Below are 18,113 nucleotides of genomic sequence, written 5' to 3' on the forward strand. Positions count from 1 at the left end.
CGGTGCCCCGCGGCGGGGGAGGGACAGCCGGGAAGGCGCCTGCCGGCGCCCCCGACGTGCCCCGGCGCCGTCCGGGAACCGGGACGATTGCGGGTAATCTTAGAGAGTTCCGGAGCCGGCCCTGCCCCTCCGGAGGAGTTCATGGCAGGCAGCAAAAGGCGAGGTAGATGGTCCACATCTGGAACGATCCGTCCGAAGTCCCGGCGGACTTCGGCCCGTCCGTGGTCACGTTCGGGAACTTCGACGGCGTGCACCGCGGCCACCAGCAGGTGCTGTCGCAGCTCATCCGCACCGCCCGCCTGAACCACGCCCGCGCCGTCGCGATCACCTTCGACCCGCACCCGGCACAGGTGCACCGCCCCGAATCCGCCCCCGAGCTGATCATGGGTCTGGAGGACAAACTCGTTGCCCTCGGCGAAGTGGGCCTGGACGCCGTCCTGGTGATGAAGTATTCGCTGGAACTGGCCAGCCTTACGCCGGAGGAGTTCGTATCCTCCGTGCTTGTCGACGCGCTCAAGGCCAGCCACGTCGTCATCGGCCACGACGCCCGCTTCGGCCGCGGCAACTCCGGGGACCTGGACACCATGAAGGAGCTGGGGAAGAAGCTGGGCTTCGACGTCCAGGTCATCAGCGAGTTCGGTTCCGAGGGTTACCCGCTGCACGGCCACCCCGGGGACGCCCCCGCCGCCGGGGCAGGGGACCGCCGCTGCTCCTCGACCTGGGTCCGGGAAGCGCTGCGGGAGGGCGACGTCGCCACAGCCGCCGCCGTCCTCGGCCGGCCGCACCGGATGCGCGGCGAAGTGGTCCACGGTGCCGCCCGCGGCCGCGACCTCGGTTTCCCCACCGCCAACCTCTCCGCCGACGCCACCGGGTACATCCCAGCGGACGGCATCTACGCCGGCTGGCTCGTTGACCAGGCCGGCACCCGCTGGCCGGCCGCCATTTCCGTCGGCTCCAACCCGACCTTCGACGGCGTCAGCCGGCAGGTCGAGGCGCATGTGATCGACCGCCCGGAGGAAGCCGTGGAGGACTTCGATCTCTACGGCCAGACAGTTGTCGTCGAGTTTGTGGCCCGCTTGCGGGGCATGGTCGCGTACCGTGGCCCTGAGGCGCTTGTCGAGCAGATGCGGCTGGACGTTGTCCAGGCCCACGACATCCTGACCGCGCGCTGAGGCTAAGGAAAGGCACGACCCGTGACCATTGAGAAAAACACGCGTGAGCTGGACAAGGACATTGTCCGTGACTTCAGCTCCCGGATGAGCTACGCCTCGTACCTGCAATTGCCGACGCTGCTCAGCGCCCAGCAACCGGTCAGCGCGCCGGAGCACCACGACGAAATGCTGTTCATCATCCAGCACCAGACCACGGAGCTGTGGCTCAAGCTGGTGCTGCACGAACTCCGCAGCGCAGCCGCCTGGCTCCGTGCCGACGACCTCGGTTCAGCGCTCAAGGCGATCGCCCGGGTCAAGCACATCCAGAAGACCCTGACCGAGCAGTGGTCCGTGCTCGCCACCCTGACGCCCACCGAGTACTCCCAGTTCCGCGGCTTCCTGGGCAACTCCTCCGGGTTCCAGTCCAGCCAGTACCGGGCGGTGGAATTCCTGCTGGGCAACAAGAACCGCAAGATGCTGCCGGTGTTTGAATCCGACCCGGAAGCCCACGCGATGCTGCTGGAGCTGTTGGAAGCCCCGAGCATCTACGACGATTTCCTCGCCTACCTCAAGCGCCAGGGCTTCGACGTTCCGGCGTCGGTGCTGGACCGCGATGTCAGCCAAGCCCACGAATTCTGCCCCGAGCTGGTCCCGGTGTTCAAGCACATCTACGAAAACGCGGCCAGCAACTGGGGCGCCTACGAGGCCTGCGAGGAACTCGTGGACCTCGAGGACAACTTCCAGCTCTGGCGCTTCCGGCACCTGCGGACCGTGCAGCGCACCATCGGCATGAAGGCCGGGACCGGCGGATCCAGCGGTGCCGCGTTCCTGCAAAAGGCACTCGAGCTGACCTTCTTCCCCGAGCTCTTCGCGGTCCGCACGGAGATCGGCCAGTGAGCGCCTCCAACCCGCAGGCGTCCGAGGCTTCCGCAGGCACCGACGGCGACAACGCAGTCCTGTGGCAGCGCGCCCGGGACCTCGACGCCGCGGACCCCCTCGCCAGCTACCGGGAGCACTTCATCGGCACGGACACGGCGCTGTCCTACCTCGACGGCAACTCCCTGGGCCGGCCGCTGAAGCGAACCGTCAAGGACATCAGCGCCTTCATCCAGGACAGCTGGGGCCGCCGCCTGATCCGCGGCTGGGACGAGGAGTGGCTGGAACTGCCGCAGGCCATCGGGGACCAGCTGGGCCGCGCCGTGCTCGGTGCCGCCCCGGGGCAGACCATCATCGCCGATTCCACCACGGTGGTGCTCTACAAACTGATCCGCGCCGCACTGGCCGCCGTCACTGATCCGGCCCGCACCGAGATCGTGCTGGACACGGACAACTTCCCGACCGACCGCTACCTTGTCGAGGGTATTGCCCGCGAGGAAGGCCTCACACTCCGCTGGATCGACGCGGACCCGGCCTCCGGCGTGACCGCCGAGCAAGTGCGCGCCGCGACCGGCCCGGCCACCGCCGTCGTGGTCCTGAGCCAGATCGCCTACCGTTCCGGCTTCCTGGCGGACCTCCCCGGCATCACCGCCGCGGTGCACGACGCCGGCGCCCTCGTGGTGTGGGACCTGTGCCACTCCGCCGGTTCGGTCGAAATCGGCCTGGACGCCGCGGGCGTCGACTTCGCCGCGGGCTGCACCTACAAGTACCTGAACGGGGGCCCGGGTTCACCCGCGTTCGCCTACGTCAACGCCCGGCACCTGGCCGGGCTGCAGCAGCCCATCTGGGGCTGGATGGGGCGCAAGGACGCCTTCGAAATGGGGCCCGGCTACGAGGCCGCCCCTGGCATCCGCGGTTTCCTCAGCGGGACCCCGGCCGTCTTCGGCATGCTGGCCATGCGCGGCACCCTGGACCTGATCGAGGAAGTCGGCATGGCCGCCGTCCGGGAGAAGTCCAGGCTCCTGACGGGCTTCGCCGTCGAACTCCATGACGCCTGGCTGGAACCGGCCGGGGTGCGGCTGTCCACCCCGCGGGACCCGGAACAGCGCGGCAGCCACATCACCGTAGACCACCCTGCCTTCCGTGAAATGACGGCGGCGCTGTGGGAACAGGACGTGATTCCGGACTTCCGCGCGCCGCAGGGCATCCGGATCGGGCTGTCACCGCTAAGCACCTCGTTCGCCGAGCTGTACCAGGGCGTCGCGGCGATCCGCGGGCTGCTGGCCGGCTCCGTCGGCTCCGTCGGCTCCGAGTAGCCGGCCGCCGCGCCGGACAGTTTAGACAACTTCGACGGCGTGCCAGTAAACTAAACGTTGGATCCGGCTGCAGTCCGTGGCGGCTGGCTCTTGTTGTGCTGTGGAGGCCCTCCCAAGAGGCGGGGATTTCCGGCGCGGCACCCCCGGCAGTGAATTACTGACTCGGGCCTCACGGCACATCTCTAGGAGTTAACGTGGCACTTGAAGCCGCTGTAAAGCAGTCCATCATGAAGGATTTCGCAACGTCCGAGGGTGACACCGGTTCGCCGGAGGTCCAGGTTGCGGTCCTGACCCAGCGGATCAAGGATCTGACGGAGCACATGAAGGAGCACAAGCACGATTACCACACCCAGCGCGGTCTGCTGGCCATGGTTGGTCGTCGCAAGCGCATGCTCACCTACCTCAAGAACACTGACATCAACCGCTACCGTGCGCTCATCGAGCGCCTCGGCCTGCGCCGCTAGTCAGCTCTAAGGGGCGGCCCTTTCCCTCTGGAAAGGGCCGCCTTCTTCAAACAAAACTCAACAGGAGGATCAACCGCATCACGCATTCGCGGTCCTCGGTAGTGATCTCCGGGAACGGCTTCAAGGACTGAAGCCGTGGCCCGTGGGTCTCGATCGATGACCGGGTGCAGTGCAGGCCAGTAGACAGATGCTGGGCTGGGTTGATGCGGCTGGGCTCCGTGAAACAAGAAACGGAGGTGACTCTCTTGGAGGGTCCCGAAATCCAGTTCTCAGAAGCCGTCATTGACAATGGCCGCTTCGGCAAGCGGGTTATCCGCTTTGAAACCGGCCGTCTTGCCAAGCAGGCAGCCGGCGCAGCCATGGTCTACATCGACGAAGAGACCGCGCTGCTGTCCGCCACCACCGCCGGCAAGCACCCGCGTGAAGGTTTTGACTTCTTCCCGCTGACCGTCGACGTCGAAGAGCGCATGTACGCCGCGGGCCGCATCCCGGGCTCGTTCTTCCGCCGCGAAGGCCGCCCCTCGACGGAAGCCATCCTGGCCTGCCGCCTGATGGACCGCCCGCTGCGCCCCGCCTTCGTGAAGGGCCTCCGCAACGAGGTCCAGATCGTCGTCACCGTGCTCTCCATCAACCCGGACGAGCTCTACGACGTCGTCGCGATCAACGCGTCCTCGATGTCCACCCAGCTTTCCGGCCTGCCCTTCTCCGGTCCGATCGGCGGCGTCCGCGTTGCCCTCGTCGCCGACGAGCACGGCTCGCAGTGGGTTGCGTTCCCGAAGCACTCCCAGCTGGAGAACGCCGTCTTCAACATGGTCGTCGCCGGCCGCATCGCCGGTGACGACGTCGCCATCATGATGGTTGAGGCCGAAGCGACCGACAACTCCTGGAACCTCATCAAGGAACAGGGCGCCACCGCCCCGACCGAAGAGGTTGTCTCCGAGGGCCTCGAGGCCGCCAAGCCGTTCATCAAGGCACTCTGCGAAGCGCAGTCAGACCTGGCAGCCCGCGCCGCCAAGCCGACCGTCGAGTTCCCCGTCTTCCTGGACTACCAGGACGACGTCTACGCCGCTGTGGAGTCCGCCGCCGCCGAGAAGCTGGCTGCCGTCTTCCAGATCGCCGACAAGCAGGAACGCGACACCGCCTCCGACGAGCTCAAGGACGAGGTCACCTCCTCCCTGGCCGGCCAGTTCGAAGGCCGCGAGAAGGAACTGTCCGCAGCCTTCCGCTCCGTCACCAAGCAGGTTGTGCGCCAGCGCATCCTCAAGGACCAGATCCGCATCGACGGCCGTGGCCTGACGGACATCCGCCAGCTCACCGCCGAGGTCGAGGTCCTGCCCCGCGTCCACGGCTCGGCCATCTTCGAGCGCGGCGAGACCCAGATCATGGGTGTCACCACGCTGAACATGCTCAAGATGGAACAGCAGATCGACTCGCTGTCTCCCGTGACGCGCAAGCGCTACATGCACAACTACAACTTCCCGCCGTACTCCACCGGCGAGACCGGCCGCGTCGGGTCGCCGAAGCGCCGCGAAATCGGCCACGGTGCCCTCGCAGAGCGCGCCATCATGCCGGTGCTGCCGTCCCGCGAGGAATTCCCGTACGCGATCCGCCAGGTGTCTGAGGCTCTCAGCTCCAACGGTTCGACGTCTATGGGTTCCGTCTGCGCCTCCACGCTGTCCCTGCTCAACGCAGGTGTGCCGCTGAAGGCCGCCGTTGCCGGTATCGCCATGGGCCTGGTTTCCGACCAGGTTGACGGCCAGACCCGCTACGCCGCGCTGACCGACATCCTCGGCGCCGAAGATGCCTTCGGCGACATGGACTTCAAGGTTGCGGGTACCTCCGAGTTCGTCACGGCCATCCAGCTGGACACCAAGCTCGACGGCATCCCGGCCTCTGTCCTGGCCGCCGCCCTGAAGCAGGCCCGCGAAGCCCGCCTGCACATCCTGGACGTCCTGAACTCCGCGATCGACACCCCGGACGAGCTCTCCGAGTTCGCGCCGCGCGTCATCGCAGTCAAGATCCCGGTAGACAAGATCGGCGAGGTCATCGGCCCGAAGGGCAAGATGATCAACCAGATCCAGGAAGACACCGGAGCCGACATCTCGATCGAGGACGACGGAACTGTCTACATTGGCGCCACCAACGGCCCGTCTGCCGACGCAGCACGGTCCGCGATCAACGCCATCGCCAACCCGCAGGTCCCGGAAATCGGCGAGCGTTACCTGGGCACGGTCGTCAAGACCACGACCTTCGGCGCCTTCGTTTCCCTGACCCCGGGCAAGGACGGTCTGCTGCACATCTCCGAACTGCGCAAGATCGCCGGCGGCAAGCGCGTGGACAACGTCGAGGACGTCGTTTCCGTGGGCCAGAAGATCCAGGTGGAAATCACCAAGATCGATGACCGCGGAAAGCTCTCCCTCTCGCCCGTCGTGGCCGACGAGGCAGAGGTCGCTGACGCGGACAACGCTGAGGTCTCCGTGGAGTCCGCAGAGTAGTCTTTCCTGACCCAAGCAGCGGGGCCGGTGGATTCGTCCACCGGCCCCGCTGCCGTTAAAGGCAGGTAGGATTGCAGGCAGATTTGGCACACTTCCCGTGACGGTTTTATTGAAAGGCCTTAATGACTGTCGTCCCCCTGCCGCTTGAGCAGAACCAGCACGCCGACACCCTCATCCACGGAGCCGACGGCGGCTCGGAGGTGCGGCGCTCGGTGCTGCCCGGCGGCGTCCGGGTACTGACCGAGGCAATGCCGGGGCAGCGTTCGGCCACCATCGGCTTCTGGGTCGGCGTCGGCTCGCGCGACGAGGCCCCCGGCCAGCACGGCTCCACCCACTTCCTGGAACACCTGCTGTTCAAGGGCACCCAGCGGCGCACCGCGCTGGAAATCGCCTCGGCTTTCGACGAGGTCGGCGGGGAGTCCAACGCCGCCACCGCCAAGGAGAGCACCTGCTACTTCGCCCGGGTGCTGGACACGGACCTGCCAATGGCGATTGACGTCATCGCGGACATGATCACCGGCGCCGTGCTGGACCCGCAGGAGATGGAGCAGGAACGGGACGTCATCCTCGAGGAGATCGCGATGGACAGCGACGATCCCACCGACGTCGCCCACGAGCACTTCGTCGCCGCCGTTCTGGGCACCCACCCGCTCGGCCGCCCCATCGGCGGCACCCCGGAGGCCATCCGCGCCGTCGCCCGCGACTCGGTCTGGGACCACTACCGCCGCTACTACCGCCCGGACGAGCTCGTCATCACCGCCGCCGGGGGACTGGACCACGACGTCGTTTGCGGGCTTGTGGTGGACGCCTTGAACTCGGCCGGCTGGCAGCTCGAACACGACGCCGCCCCGGTGCAGCGCCGCCCGACCGAGCGCGCCTCGATCACCGGCACCGCAGGCCTGCACGTGGTCAAACGCCCCGTGGAGCAGGCCAATATCATCATGGGCTGCCCGTCCCTGGTCGCTACCGATGACCGACGCTTCGTGATGAGCGTGCTGAACGCCGTGCTGGGCGGCGGCATGTCCTCCCGGCTGTTCCAGGAGGTCCGCGAGAAGCGCGGCCTGGTCTACTCGACGTACTCCTTTGCGTCCTCCTACGCCGACGCCGGCTACTTCGGCATGTATGCCGGCTGCACGCCGTCGAAGGTCCGGCAGGTGCTGGAGCTGCTCGGCGCCGAACTGGACAAACTGGCCGAGGACGGCATCACCGAAGAGGAACTGCGCAAGGCCGTCGGACAGCTCAGCGGCGGGATCGTCCTGGCCCTGGAGGACACCGGTTCTCGGATGTCCCGGCTGGGCCGTGCGGAGCTGGTCTCCGGCGAATACCAGGCCATCGACGAGACGCTGCGCCAGATCAAGGCCGTGACTGCTGCCGAGGTCCAGGAGCTGGCGCGCGAACTCGCCGCCGCCCCCCGCACCGTCACAGTGGTGGGTCCGTTCGAAGAAACCGAGACCTTCGGCCTCTAGATAGCCCGCACAACGCTCCCGGAGATCCGGCGGCGCTCCCGCAGCTCAGGCGGGGACGGGCGCGGGTTCGGGGACGCGGCGGCACACCGTGGTCATAAAGGGGCTGAACTCGCTCGCGCTCCCGAGCCGCAGCCCGGCCGCATGGGTCAGCTGGCCGTCCTCGACCCGCAGGGTGTGCCGGGCGGTGCCGCGGTCGCTGCGCCGTTCGATGGTCAGCGTGCCGTCGTGCCAACTGGCGCGGGCGGGCGCCTCCGGGGGCAGGCCCATGCTGTTGACGTGGTACCAAAGTGTGTCGGGACGGTCCGGGTCCATGGTGAAAACGCCGACGCCCTCGGTCTTAGCGCCGCCTGCGTCGGTGTGGCGGTAGCTCATGGTCACCGCCAAACCGGCAGCGGCGCGGGCGAAAACAACCTCGGCCGCGGCCGTGCGGGCCGGGCCCCAAGCTGTGGCTTCCCATTGGGTAGTGCCGCTCCAATGCCCCAGAAAAGACTCAAGGGCCTCGTGCGCACTGCCTGGCAACGGTCGATCCATGCTTCCTCCGAGGGGGATTCCGTCCGTCTCACCCCGCCACCATCATCACGCCGTGTCCCGTGGCTGTAAAGGATCGCACCCGCCCTGGTCCGCGGGAGGGTCGCAGGCGGCGCCCACCCTGCCCGAAAACGTTGCCGATTCGTTGCACGGCTTCCCAAGAGGCCCGTTGACATGGTGTGATCCGCATCATAGATTTGCCGTAATCTGAATCACCTTTCAGGTTCTACCCAGATCTCCTGCCAGATTCCGCGGATTCTCAACGAAAGGCATCCCGTGAAGGATACAAAGAAGTTCCTGATGGTCGCCGTGATGGCCACCGGGCTCGCCCTCAGCGCCTGTGCGCCAACGGCCGGCTCCGCCGCGCCGGCGGGCTCCGGCGGCACCAAGGCAGCCGAACCGGTCAACGTCGGCATCATCTACTCCAAGACCGGCCCGCTGGCAGCCTACGGCGCCACCTACTACGAGGGCCTCCAGGCCGGCATCGACTACGCCACCGGCGGCACCGGCGAGGTCAACGGCGCCAAGCTCAACCTCACTTACGCCGACGACGGCGGCGACCCGGACAAGGCCGTCACCGCGGCCAAAGACCTGATCGGCAAGGGCTACAAGGTCATCGGCGGAACCGCGTCGTCGGGCATCGCCTTGAAGCTCGCCGAGCAGGCCCAGCAGAACAAGGTGCTGTACATCTCCGGTCCCGCCGCGACCGACGCGATCCAGGGCATCAACAAGTACACCTTCCGCTCGGGCCGGCAGAGCCTGCAGGATGTTGCCACCGCCGGCAGCTTCATCGACATCAAGGGCAAGAAGATCCTGGTGTTCGCGCAGGACAACGCCTTCGGCCAGGGCAACGTCGCCGCGGTCAAGGCCGTCCTCGGCGCCAAGGGCGCGACGGTGGAATCCATCCTCGTGGCAGACGGACAGGAGCTCACCCCGTTCGCGCGCCAGCTCATCGACGCCAAGCCGGACATGGTCTTCGTGGCCTGGGCCGGGGCAACGACCGGCAGCATGTGGCAGGCCCTGAGCCAGCAGGGTGTCTTTGACAAAGCCCCGGTGGTGACCGGTCTCGGTGACGCGTCCAGCTTCGGTGCCTACGGCGCCGCAAGCTCCAAGATCAGCTTCCTGAACCACTACTTCCCGGGCGCCTCGGGCACGGACGTGGAGAAGAAGATGATCGCCGCCGTCGAAAAGGCCGGCAAGAAGGCCGACCTGTTCACCCCGGACGGCTTCGTCGCCGGCCAGATGATCGTCCAGGCCATCAAGGGCGGCGGCTCCGATCCCGACGCCATGGTCAAAGCACTGGAAGGCTTCAGCTTCGACGGACCCAAGGGCAAGGAAACCGTCCGGGCTTCGGACCACGCGCTGATCCAGGACATGTACCAGGCCAAGCTTGTCCAGAAGGGCGGCACCTGGGCTCCCGAGCTCATCAAGGTGGTTCCCGGCGACACCGTCGCGCCGCCGGAGAAGAAGTAGCTGCCCGGAGCGTCAGCACCAGGCCTGCTTCCTGAACCAGCCCGCGAGAAACGAAGGACCCGTATGAATACCCCAGCCCTGCCCGCCCTCGCGGTGGATGGCCTCGGCTTGCAGATCGGCGGTGCCCGCATCCTCCAGGACGTGGGCTTCGAGGTCGGCGCCGGTGAAATGATCGGCGTCATCGGCCCGAACGGCGCCGGCAAGACCACCTTGTTCAACCTGATTTCCGGCGTCATGCGCCCCACCGCGGGCAGCATCATGCTGAACGGCAGGGAGATCACGGCCGCGCCCATCCACCGCCGGTCCCGGGCAGGGCTGGGACGGACCTTCCAGACCTCCAACTTGTTTCCCAGGCTGAGCGTGCTGGAAAACGTCCGGCTCGCCGCCCAGGCGAAACTCGGCGGCAGCTTCAGCATCCTGCGCTTCCCCTCGGCCTCGGACGAGGCCACCCGCATTGCCCGCGGCACCATCGACGAGGTCGGGCTCACCAGCCAGCTCACGACGGCGGCGGGGGACCTCTCACACGGTGAGAAGCGCAAGGTGGAGATCGCCGTGCTGCTGGCGACGGATCCCGCCGTCGTCCTGCTTGACGAGCCGATGGCCGGGGTGGCGTCGGGGGATGTCCCGTCCCTCACCTCGATCATCCGCGGGATGCACCGGGACCGCGGCTGCACCATCATGATGGTGGAGCACCACATGGACGTGGTCCTAGGCCTGGTGGACAGGGTGGCCGTGATGCACCACGGCAGCCTGCTGGCCTTGGACAGCCCGGACGCCGTCATGGCCAACCCCACCGTGCAAAGCGCCTACCTCGGAGACCCCGTATGAGCACCGCAGCGGAAAGCCGCGCCGCCGAACCCCGGCCCGTCCTCAGGGTCGAGTCCCTGTTCGCCACCATTGCCGGTCAGCAGGTGGTGGAGGACGTGTCCTTCACCGTTCCGGCTACGGGGATCACCGCACTGCTGGGCCGCAACGGCGTCGGGAAAACCAGCACCATCAAAGCCATCATCGGCCTGATCGAGCGGACCGGCACTATTGAACTGGACGGCGTGCGGATCGAGAAGGAAGCCACCTTCAAGATCATCCGCAGCGGCGTGGGCTACGTCCCGGAGGACCGCGAGGTCTTCTCCAAGCTCACCGTGGCGGAGAACCTCCGGCTCGCCGAGCGCGACGCCGCGCCCCGCCGGCAACTGGTCGAGGAGCTCTTCCCCGACCTGCTGGCCCGGTCCGCGCAAATGGCCGGGACGCTCTCCGGCGGACAGCAGCAAATGGTCTCGCTGGCCCGCGCCCTGCTGAACACCAACAAGATCCTGTTCGTCGACGAGCCCACCAAGGGCCTGGCGCCCAAGATTGTCGGCGAGGTGGCAGAGACCCTGGCGGAGGCGGCCAAGACCGTCCCGATCCTGCTCGTCGAGCAAAACCTGCACGTCGTCCGCCAGCTGGCCGAGGGCGCCGTCGTTCTCTCCGGCGGGCGGGTGGTCCACACCGGCCCGGCCCTTGAGTTCCTCGACGACGCCGGCCTGATCCAGCGCCATCTGGGTGTGTCCACGGACTCTGCCCACTCCGGGAATCCGGTCGAGAAAGGGGCTGGCCTGTGAGCACCCTGGTCCTGTTGTTGTTCACCGGCCTCGGGCTGGGAGCCCTGTACTTCCTGGTGGCCGCCGGGCTGTCCCTGATCTACGGGCTGATGGGCGTGCTGAACTTCGCGCACGGCGCCTTCCTGACCCTGGGGGCTTTCACCGGCTGGGAAATCGCCCGGCGCACCGGCTCCGATAGCTGGGGAACATTCCTGCTGTCGCTCGTGATCGGAGCCGCCGCCGGCGCCGCATTCGCCGCGTTTACCGAGTTCGTCCTGATCCGCCGCCTCTACCAGCGGCACATCGAGCAGGTGCTCGTCACGGTGGGCCTCTCGCTCGCGGCCGTGGCACTCTTCGACGGTGTCTGGGGCACCGATCCGGTGTATATCCAGGGTCCGGCCTGGTTCAAGGACACGACGGAAATCCTGGGCGCCCGGATCCCGAACGACCGGTTCGTCTGCATCGTTGCCGCGGTGTTGGTGCTGCTGGCCCTGGTGTTCTTCCTGCAGAAGACCCGCTACGGCATGATCATCCGCGCCGGCGTGGAAAACCGGTCCATGGTCACGGCCCTGGGGATTGACGTCCGCAAGGCCTTCACCCTCGTCTTCACCATCGGCGGGGCGGCGGCCGGCCTTGGTGGCGTCCTCGCCTCGCACTACTTCGGCTATGTCTCGCCCATGCTCGGCGGCTCGCTGCTGATCTTCGCCTTTATCGTCACGGTGATCGGCGGCCTCGGCTCGCTGACCGGAGCGGCCATCGCGGCCGTCGCCGTCGCCGTCCTGCAGCAGTTCGCGAACTTCTACCTCGGCGGCACGGGCGACTTCGTCGTCGTGCTGGCCCTGGCACTCGTACTGTTGTTCCGTCCCACCGGCCTGCTCGGGAGAACCGCATGACCACCGATACCGACACCTCCAGCACCGACGGCACCGCCAGCCAGGACCGGCCGGCGGCCGACGGCGGGCGCCGGCCCCGCAGGCACGACGGGCACGGAGCGCCCGGCAGCGCGCAGCGCCCCGGCCGCCCCGGCATCACCGGACGCCGGCTCGCGGCGTGGGCTGCGGGAGCGGCCGGCGTGCTGCTCCTGGTCCTGCTGCCGCTGTTGAACATCTCGCTGCCCGGTGTGCTCCCGGGCCCGAGCTACACCCCCGGGTCCCTCCAGTTGCTCGCCATGTGCATGCTGATGGCCGCCGCGGCCTTGACCTACCACCTGCTGTTGGGCGTGGCCGGGCTGCTGTCCTTCGGGCACGCCCTCTACTTCGGCGCGGGCGTTTACGGGCTCGCGATCATCCTGCAGAACCTGGACATCCCGCTGCTGCCGGCCATGGGGCTCACCCTGCTGATCGTGATCGTGCTGGCCCATGTGGTGGGCAGTATCAGCCTCCGGGTCAGCGGCATCCCGTTCGCCATGGTCACCCTCGCCTTCGCCCAGGCCGGCTCGGTGATCGTGGGCCGCAACCCCGAGGGCAAGACCGGCGGGGACGAAGGGCTGACGCTGCGCACCGACAACCTGCCCGACGTGCTGGTAGGCGTGGTCAACACCCGCAACCTGTATTGGCTGGCGCTGGCCGTGCTGGTGGCGGTCTTCCTCATCGTGACCTGGGTGCAGTCCTCCCGGGCCGGCCACGCCGCGGCTGCCGTGCGGGAGAACGAGCTGCGGGTCCGCGTACTCGGGCTCCAGCCGTACCTCGTGAAGCTGCTGATCTTCGTGGTCTCCGCCGTGCTGGTCTGCATCATCGGGATGGTCTTCCTGCTGCTGCAGAGCGGGGCGGTGCCCCGGGCAGTGTCCTCGGACCTCACTGTCACCCTGCTCGTGATGGTGGTCCTCGGCGGGGTCGGCTCACGCTGGGGTGCCGTCATCGGCGGAGTCTTCTATACAATCCTGGACCAGCGCCTCACCACGCTGGCCAACTCGGAAGCAGTCAAGTCGCTCCCGGACGTCCTGCGTGTGCCGTTGTCCGAGCCGCTGTTCATCCTCGGCACGCTCTTCATCCTCGTGGTGATTTTCCTGCCCGGCGGCATCACGGGAACCGCCGAGCGACTGGCGCAACGCCGAAGCCGTGGCCAGCGTGCCGCGGCCAGCGATGCCCGCACCCCGGGCGACCTCCTCGAGGACGCCGCATGAGCGGCCCGGCCGGCACCGGGCCCGCCGACGGCCTGCACACCCTGGGCCGCTGGACCGCGGACCGCAGCCTCGCCACCCCGCACCGGGTCGCCATCGACGACCGCGGGTGCACCCTGCTCTACAGCGAGCTGGAACGCCGTGCCGCGGCGCTGGCCGCCGGGTTCCGGACCGCCGGGTACGGGGTCGGGGACCGGATCGCGAGCCTGACCGGCAACAGCTCGGACCACGTGGTGGCCTTCTTCGCCTGCGCCAAGGCCGGGCTCGTCCTGGTCCCGCTGTCCTGGCGGCTCTCGCCCCGGGAACTCGCCGCCCAGCTGGAACTCGCCGAACCCCAGCTGCTGCTGGTCGAGGGCGAGCTCGACGGGCTCGCCGCGGCGGCGTGCGCGCTGCTGCCGCTCCGGCCCCGGACCGCGGCCCTGGGGCCCGGCGGCGTCGAAAAGTCGGTGCCGCCGCCCACCCGCGTGCACCCGGCCGCGCCGCAGCCGCTCGGCGGACCCGCCGCTCCCCGCCGGGAGGTGCGCGACGACGATGCCCTCCTGATGATTTTCACCTCGGGCACCGAGGGCGCCAGCAAGGCCGCCGTCCTGACCCACGCCAACTGCTTCTGGAACAACCTTTCGCTCTCCCGAACCCTGGATATGGGCAGCAACGATGTGGTCCTGGCCGTGCTGCCGCAGTTCCACGTGGGCGGCTGGAACATCCAGCCGCTGCTGGCCTGGTGGACCGGAGCCACCGTGGTGCTGGAGCGCGGCTTTGATCCTGGCCGGGTCCTGCAGCTGATCGCAGAGCGTGGCGTGACCATGCTGATGGGCGTCCCCACCCAGTACCTGATGCTGGCCGAACACCCCGACTTTGCCCACGCCGAACTGGGCAGCCTGCGCCACGCGGTGGTCGGCGGCGCGCCGATGCCGGCGCCGCTGCTGCGGATCTGGCACCGCAGGGGAGTGGCGCTGAGCCAGGGCTATGGCCTGACCGAGGCCTCCCCGAATGTGTTGTGCCTGCCGAATGAGGATGCCGAACGGATGGTGGGCTACTCCGGCAAGCCCTACCCGCACGTCGCCGTCGCCGTGGCGGATCCCGTCACCGGGGAAATCCTCGACGGCGCCGCCAGCGGGGAACTGCTGGTGGGAGGCCCCGGCGTCTTTGCCGGCTACTTCCGTGACCCTGCCGCCACGGCGGCTGTCCTCGCCAACGGCTGGCTGCGAACCGGAGACCTTGTGGAGCGCGACGCCGAGGGGTACATCAAAGTTGTGGACCGGCTCAAAGACATCTACATTTCCGGCGGCGAGAACGTCGCGCCGTCCGAGGTCGAGGCCGCGCTGCTGGCCCATCCCGCGGTGGCGCAGGCCGCCGTCGTCGGGGTGGAGGACGAGCGTTGGGGTGAAAGCGGGATGGCCTTTGTGGTGATCCGTCCCGGCATGGCCACCGATGAGCAGGAACTGCTGGAGCATTGCGCCTCCCTGCTGGCCCGGTTCAAGGTTCCGGTGCGGATCGAGATGGTCCCGGCGCTGCCCCGCACCGCGCTGAACAAGGTGCTCCGGGCCAAGCTGCGCCAGGACTTCGCCGGCCGCGTATCGGCAGAAAGGGGCCGGGCATGAGCGCCGCACCGCGCACCGCCCGGGGGACCCGCACCCGCGCCAAGCTCCTCGAGGCCGCGGAATCGGTCTTCGCTTCCGTGGGCTACCACGAGGCCTCAATCGTCAAGATCACCGAAGCCGCGGGTGTTGGCCTCGGCACCTTCTACCTCTACTTCGACGGCAAGCAGACCATCTTCGACGAAGTGGTCGAGGACCTGAACCGGCGGGTCCGCCACGCCATGACCGATGCGGCCAGGAGCGCCGGCACCCGGCTCGAAGCGGAGCGGGCCGGCTTCCGTGCGTTTTTCCGCTTCACCGCCCAGCACCCCGCCCTGTACCGCATCATCCGGCAGGCCGAGTTCGTCTCGCCGGGCGCCCTGCGGCTGCACTACACCCGGATCGTCAACGGCTACATCGAGGGCCTGAAGGAGGCCCAGCTCAGCGGCGAGGTCCGGGAGATGGACCCCACCGTGGCAGCCTGGGCCCTGATGGGCATCGGCGAGCTGATCGGCATGCGCTGGGTCCTCTGGGACGAGGAGGGCGCCGAACCCGCCGCCGGCCCCCGGCCCGAGGTGCCGGAAGAAGTCTTCGAGGAAATGATGCAGTTCATCGAACGGGCCCTCGCGCCCGCCCCAGCACCAACAGCACCAACAGCAACCCCCGCGAACCCCACCCCGCCCCAGGAAGGGACAGCCCCATGACCCAGACAGCCAGCAAGGAAACCTACCGCACCGCCGAAGTGGAGGTCCGCGGCGGCACACTTCACACCGCGATCTGGGGCCCGGACGACCCGGCCGCGCCGACCATCCTGGCCGTCCACGGGGTCACCGCCTCGCACAAGGCCTGGCCGTACCTGGCCGAGGCGCTGCCGGACGTGCGGATCATCGCCCCGGATCTGCGAGGCCGGGGCCGCAGCAATGGCCTGCCCGCGCCGTACGGCATGCCCTCGCATGCTGAAGATCTCGCGGCCGTGCTCGCAGAGCTGGCCTCGGGGCCGGTGGTCGTGGTGGGCCATTCGATGGGCGCCTTCGCCTCGCTGGTCCTCGCGAACATGTTCCCGGAGCGCGTCCGCTCGCTCGTTCTGGTGGACGGAGGTCTGCCGCTGCAGGTCCCGGAGGGTATTTCCGACGCCGAGGTCATCTCCTCGGTGCTGGGGCCGGCGGCCGAGCGCCTCAACGCCACGTTCCCGAGCCGGGAGGTGTACCGCTCCTTCTGGCGGCAGCACCCGGCCTTCAGCGGTGACTGGAGCCCGCTGATCGAGGCCTACGTGGACTACGACCTCACCGGTGAAGAACCGGAATTGCGGCCCGCCACCCGCTACCAGGCGATGGCCGAGGACACCGCGGAACTGCACCGCGGCGCCTCGCTGCTGAAGGCGCTGGATGAGCTCGCTGTGGACACCGTGGTCCTCCGGGCACCGCGCGGCCTGCTCAACGAGCCGGCCGCCCTCTACGCGCCCGGCTACCTGGACGCCTGGGCGGAGAAGCTGCCGTCCCTGCGGGTGCGCGAGGTGCCTGACGTCAACCACTACACGATCGTGATGGGCGAAGCCGGCGCCGGAGCCATCGCGGACAGCGTCAGGGAGGCCCTGGCCGGTAGCTGAAGACCGCCGGCTGGGGCCCCCAAGCTGGGTCCGCCGGCTTGGGGGCGGCTAGCCGCCGGCAAACGGCGGCAGCACGTCGACGACGTCGTCCGGGGACAGCGCCGCCGACGGGTTCCGGACCGCCACCTCGTTGAGCAGGAAGCTGGACCGGGAGAGGATGCGCGCCAGCGGCGGGGTCCCGGCCGGCGGCTCGGGGCGCTCGACGGCGAGGATCGCCTCCAGCAGGCTGGCCAGCGTGGCGCCGTCGGCGAGGTCGAACTTCTCCTCGTCCATGCCGGCGGCAGCGCGCGCGGCAGCGAAGTAGCGTACGTTCACGGGTGGTTCAGCCTCCGATGGCGCTCATACTGCGGTCCGGCTGGACAAAGTCCGGAGCGTCCAGCCCGACGTGGTCCATGCCGTGGGCCTTGGGCTTGAGCCACATGGCGTCCTGCCAGCGCTCGGCGAGCTGGTCGTCGCTGGCGCCCTCGCGGAGCAAACCGAGCAGGTCGACTTCCTCTCGGGAGAAGAGGCAGCTCATGATCTTGCCCTCGGCGGTGATGCGGGTGCGGCGGCAGTCCGAGCAGAACGGCTCCGTGACCGAGGCGATGATTCCCACGGTGCCCAGCACCGGGCCGGTGGCCTCGTCCGTGCCCGGTACGCGGGCGCGGACTTCGAAACGCTCGGCCGGGGCGCCGTCGCGCTCCCGCGGATCCGTGCCAAGCACGTAGTCGACGGAGAGCAGGGACCTGATCTCCGCGGCGGTAATCATGTTCCGGCGGGTCCAGCCGTGGTCCGCGTCCAGCGGCATCTGTTCGATGAAGCGAAGCTCGTAGCCGCGGTCCAGCGCCCAGGCCAGCAGCGAGGGGGATTCGGCGTCGTTGATGCCGCGCATCAGGACGGCGTTGAGCTTCACCGGGCCCAGGCCGGCGGCCCAGGCGGCGTCGACCCCGGCGAGGACCCGGTCCAGGAACGGGCGCCGGGTCAGCTTGGTGAAGGTTTCCTCATGCAGCGAATCCAGGGACACGTTGATCCGGGTGAGGCCGGCCGTCTTCAGCGCGGCCGCCTTCTTGTCCAGTCCGACGGCGTTGGTGGTCATGGAGATCGGAAGGTCCGGGTGCCCCTGGCGGAGGGCGGAAATGATGTCCAGCAGGTCGGCCCTGACCAGCGGCTCGCCGCCGGTCAGCCGGAGCTCCCGCACGCCCAGCATGTCGACCCCGATCCGAACGATCCGCACGATCTCATCCGCGGTCATGACGGCCTGCTTGGACAGCCACTCGAGGCCCTCGGCCGGCATGCAGTAGCTGCAGCGCAGGTTGCACTTGTCCGTCAGCGAGAGCCGCATGTCGGTGGCGCGGCGGCCGTAGCGGTCAAGCAGCCCGGCGGGGAGGCCGGCCGGGCGACCGGCCAGCTGCGGCGCCGGCGCGCCGGGGCCGCCTTCTGCGCGGGGCTGGGGCATGCCAAGCTGAACACTCATAAAGTCAGGCTA

General features: G+C 68.5%; 17 protein-coding genes. 14 read left to right on the forward strand and 3 right to left on the reverse strand.

What is annotated here, in order from left to right; genetic code table 11:
- Positions 1 to 167 precede the first annotated feature (167 nt).
- From FFF93_RS05735 to FFF93_RS05760, 6 genes are all read left to right on the forward strand, one after another.
- Positions 168 to 1,172 carry a bifunctional riboflavin kinase/FAD synthetase gene (locus tag FFF93_RS05735; RefSeq protein WP_138769774.1) on the forward strand — a complete coding sequence of 335 codons (1,005 nt, stop codon included), beginning with the start codon at positions 168 to 170 and terminating at the stop codon, positions 1,170 to 1,172.
- A 21-nt stretch (positions 1,173 to 1,193) separates the two neighbouring features.
- The gene (kynA, locus tag FFF93_RS05740) at positions 1,194 to 2,048 is read left to right on the forward strand and encodes a tryptophan 2,3-dioxygenase (RefSeq protein WP_138769773.1); all 855 of its coding nucleotides are present in this window, start codon (positions 1,194 to 1,196) and stop codon (positions 2,046 to 2,048) included.
- Between the two features lie 59 nt (positions 2,049 to 2,107).
- Positions 2,108 to 3,343 carry a kynureninase gene (gene kynU, locus FFF93_RS05745; RefSeq protein ID WP_138770516.1) on the forward strand — a complete coding sequence of 412 codons (1,236 nt, stop codon included), beginning with the start codon at positions 2,108 to 2,110 and terminating at the stop codon, positions 3,341 to 3,343.
- Positions 3,344 to 3,537: 194 nt separating this feature from the next.
- The gene (gene rpsO, locus FFF93_RS05750) at positions 3,538 to 3,807 is read left to right on the forward strand and encodes a 30S ribosomal protein S15 (protein WP_138769772.1); all 270 of its coding nucleotides are present in this window, start codon (positions 3,538 to 3,540) and stop codon (positions 3,805 to 3,807) included.
- Between the two features lie 245 nt (positions 3,808 to 4,052).
- Positions 4,053 to 6,302, forward strand: a complete 2,250-nt coding sequence (locus FFF93_RS05755; RefSeq protein WP_138770515.1) for a polyribonucleotide nucleotidyltransferase — start codon at positions 4,053 to 4,055, stop codon at positions 6,300 to 6,302.
- 122 nt (positions 6,303 to 6,424) lie between these two features.
- Complete coding sequence (locus FFF93_RS05760) at positions 6,425 to 7,768, forward strand: pitrilysin family protein (protein ID WP_138769771.1); 1,344 nt, start codon at positions 6,425 to 6,427, stop codon at positions 7,766 to 7,768.
- A 45-nt stretch (positions 7,769 to 7,813) separates the two neighbouring features.
- On the opposite strand, the gene FFF93_RS05765 is transcribed toward FFF93_RS05760, so the two are convergent.
- Positions 7,814 to 8,299 carry a DUF1579 family protein gene (locus FFF93_RS05765; RefSeq protein ID WP_138769770.1) on the reverse strand — a complete coding sequence of 162 codons (486 nt, stop codon included), beginning with the start codon at positions 8,297 to 8,299 and terminating at the stop codon, positions 7,814 to 7,816.
- Positions 8,300 to 8,572: 273 nt separating this feature from the next.
- On the opposite strand from FFF93_RS05765, the gene FFF93_RS05770 reads away from it, so the two are divergent.
- The 8 genes from FFF93_RS05770 to FFF93_RS05805 all read left to right on the forward strand — a co-directional run bounded on the left by FFF93_RS05770 (position 8,573) and on the right by FFF93_RS05805 (position 16,648).
- On the forward strand, positions 8,573 to 9,769 hold the full coding sequence (locus FFF93_RS05770; protein ID WP_138769769.1) for a substrate-binding domain-containing protein: 1,197 nt from the start codon (positions 8,573 to 8,575) through the stop codon (positions 9,767 to 9,769).
- A 63-nt stretch (positions 9,770 to 9,832) separates the two neighbouring features.
- Positions 9,833 to 10,597, forward strand: coding sequence for an ABC transporter ATP-binding protein (locus FFF93_RS05775; RefSeq protein WP_138769768.1), 765 nt, complete (start codon positions 9,833 to 9,835; stop codon positions 10,595 to 10,597).
- A complete protein-coding gene (locus tag FFF93_RS05780) occupies positions 10,594 to 11,367 on the forward strand; it encodes an ABC transporter ATP-binding protein (RefSeq protein WP_138769767.1) in 774 nt (257 codons plus the stop codon). Before FFF93_RS05775 ends, FFF93_RS05780 begins: the two co-directional genes overlap by 4 nt.
- On the forward strand, positions 11,364 to 12,239 hold the full coding sequence (locus tag FFF93_RS05785) for a branched-chain amino acid ABC transporter permease (RefSeq protein ID WP_138769766.1): 876 nt from the start codon (positions 11,364 to 11,366) through the stop codon (positions 12,237 to 12,239). The genes FFF93_RS05780 and FFF93_RS05785 overlap by 4 nt, the downstream gene beginning before the upstream one ends.
- Positions 12,236 to 13,468, forward strand: a complete 1,233-nt coding sequence (locus FFF93_RS05790; protein ID WP_222424652.1) for a branched-chain amino acid ABC transporter permease — start codon at positions 12,236 to 12,238, stop codon at positions 13,466 to 13,468. Before FFF93_RS05785 ends, FFF93_RS05790 begins: the two co-directional genes overlap by 4 nt.
- A complete protein-coding gene (locus FFF93_RS05795; protein ID WP_138769765.1) occupies positions 13,465 to 15,066 on the forward strand; it encodes a class I adenylate-forming enzyme family protein in 1,602 nt (533 codons plus the stop codon). Before FFF93_RS05790 ends, FFF93_RS05795 begins: the two co-directional genes overlap by 4 nt.
- Complete coding sequence (locus tag FFF93_RS05800; RefSeq protein WP_138769764.1) at positions 15,063 to 15,746, forward strand: TetR/AcrR family transcriptional regulator; 684 nt, start codon at positions 15,063 to 15,065, stop codon at positions 15,744 to 15,746. The genes FFF93_RS05795 and FFF93_RS05800 overlap by 4 nt, the downstream gene beginning before the upstream one ends.
- Positions 15,743 to 16,648 carry an alpha/beta hydrolase gene (locus FFF93_RS05805; RefSeq protein WP_138769763.1) on the forward strand — a complete coding sequence of 302 codons (906 nt, stop codon included), beginning with the start codon at positions 15,743 to 15,745 and terminating at the stop codon, positions 16,646 to 16,648. Before FFF93_RS05800 ends, FFF93_RS05805 begins: the two co-directional genes overlap by 4 nt.
- Before the next feature lie 48 nt (positions 16,649 to 16,696).
- Here FFF93_RS05805 and FFF93_RS05810 read toward each other — a convergent pair whose 3' ends face one another.
- Positions 16,697 to 16,963: a MoaD/ThiS family protein gene (locus FFF93_RS05810; RefSeq protein WP_138769762.1), complete on the reverse strand. Its 267-nt coding sequence runs from the start codon at positions 16,961 to 16,963 to the stop codon at positions 16,697 to 16,699.
- Between the two features lie 7 nt (positions 16,964 to 16,970).
- Positions 16,971 to 18,101: a GTP 3',8-cyclase MoaA gene (gene moaA, locus FFF93_RS05815; protein ID WP_186372243.1), complete on the reverse strand. Its 1,131-nt coding sequence runs from the start codon at positions 18,099 to 18,101 to the stop codon at positions 16,971 to 16,973.
- Positions 18,102 to 18,113: the final 12 nt, after the last annotated feature.

The organism is Arthrobacter sp. KBS0702 (assembly GCF_005937985.2).
In the GTDB taxonomy this organism is placed as follows: Bacteria; Actinomycetota; Actinomycetes; order Actinomycetales; family Micrococcaceae; genus Arthrobacter.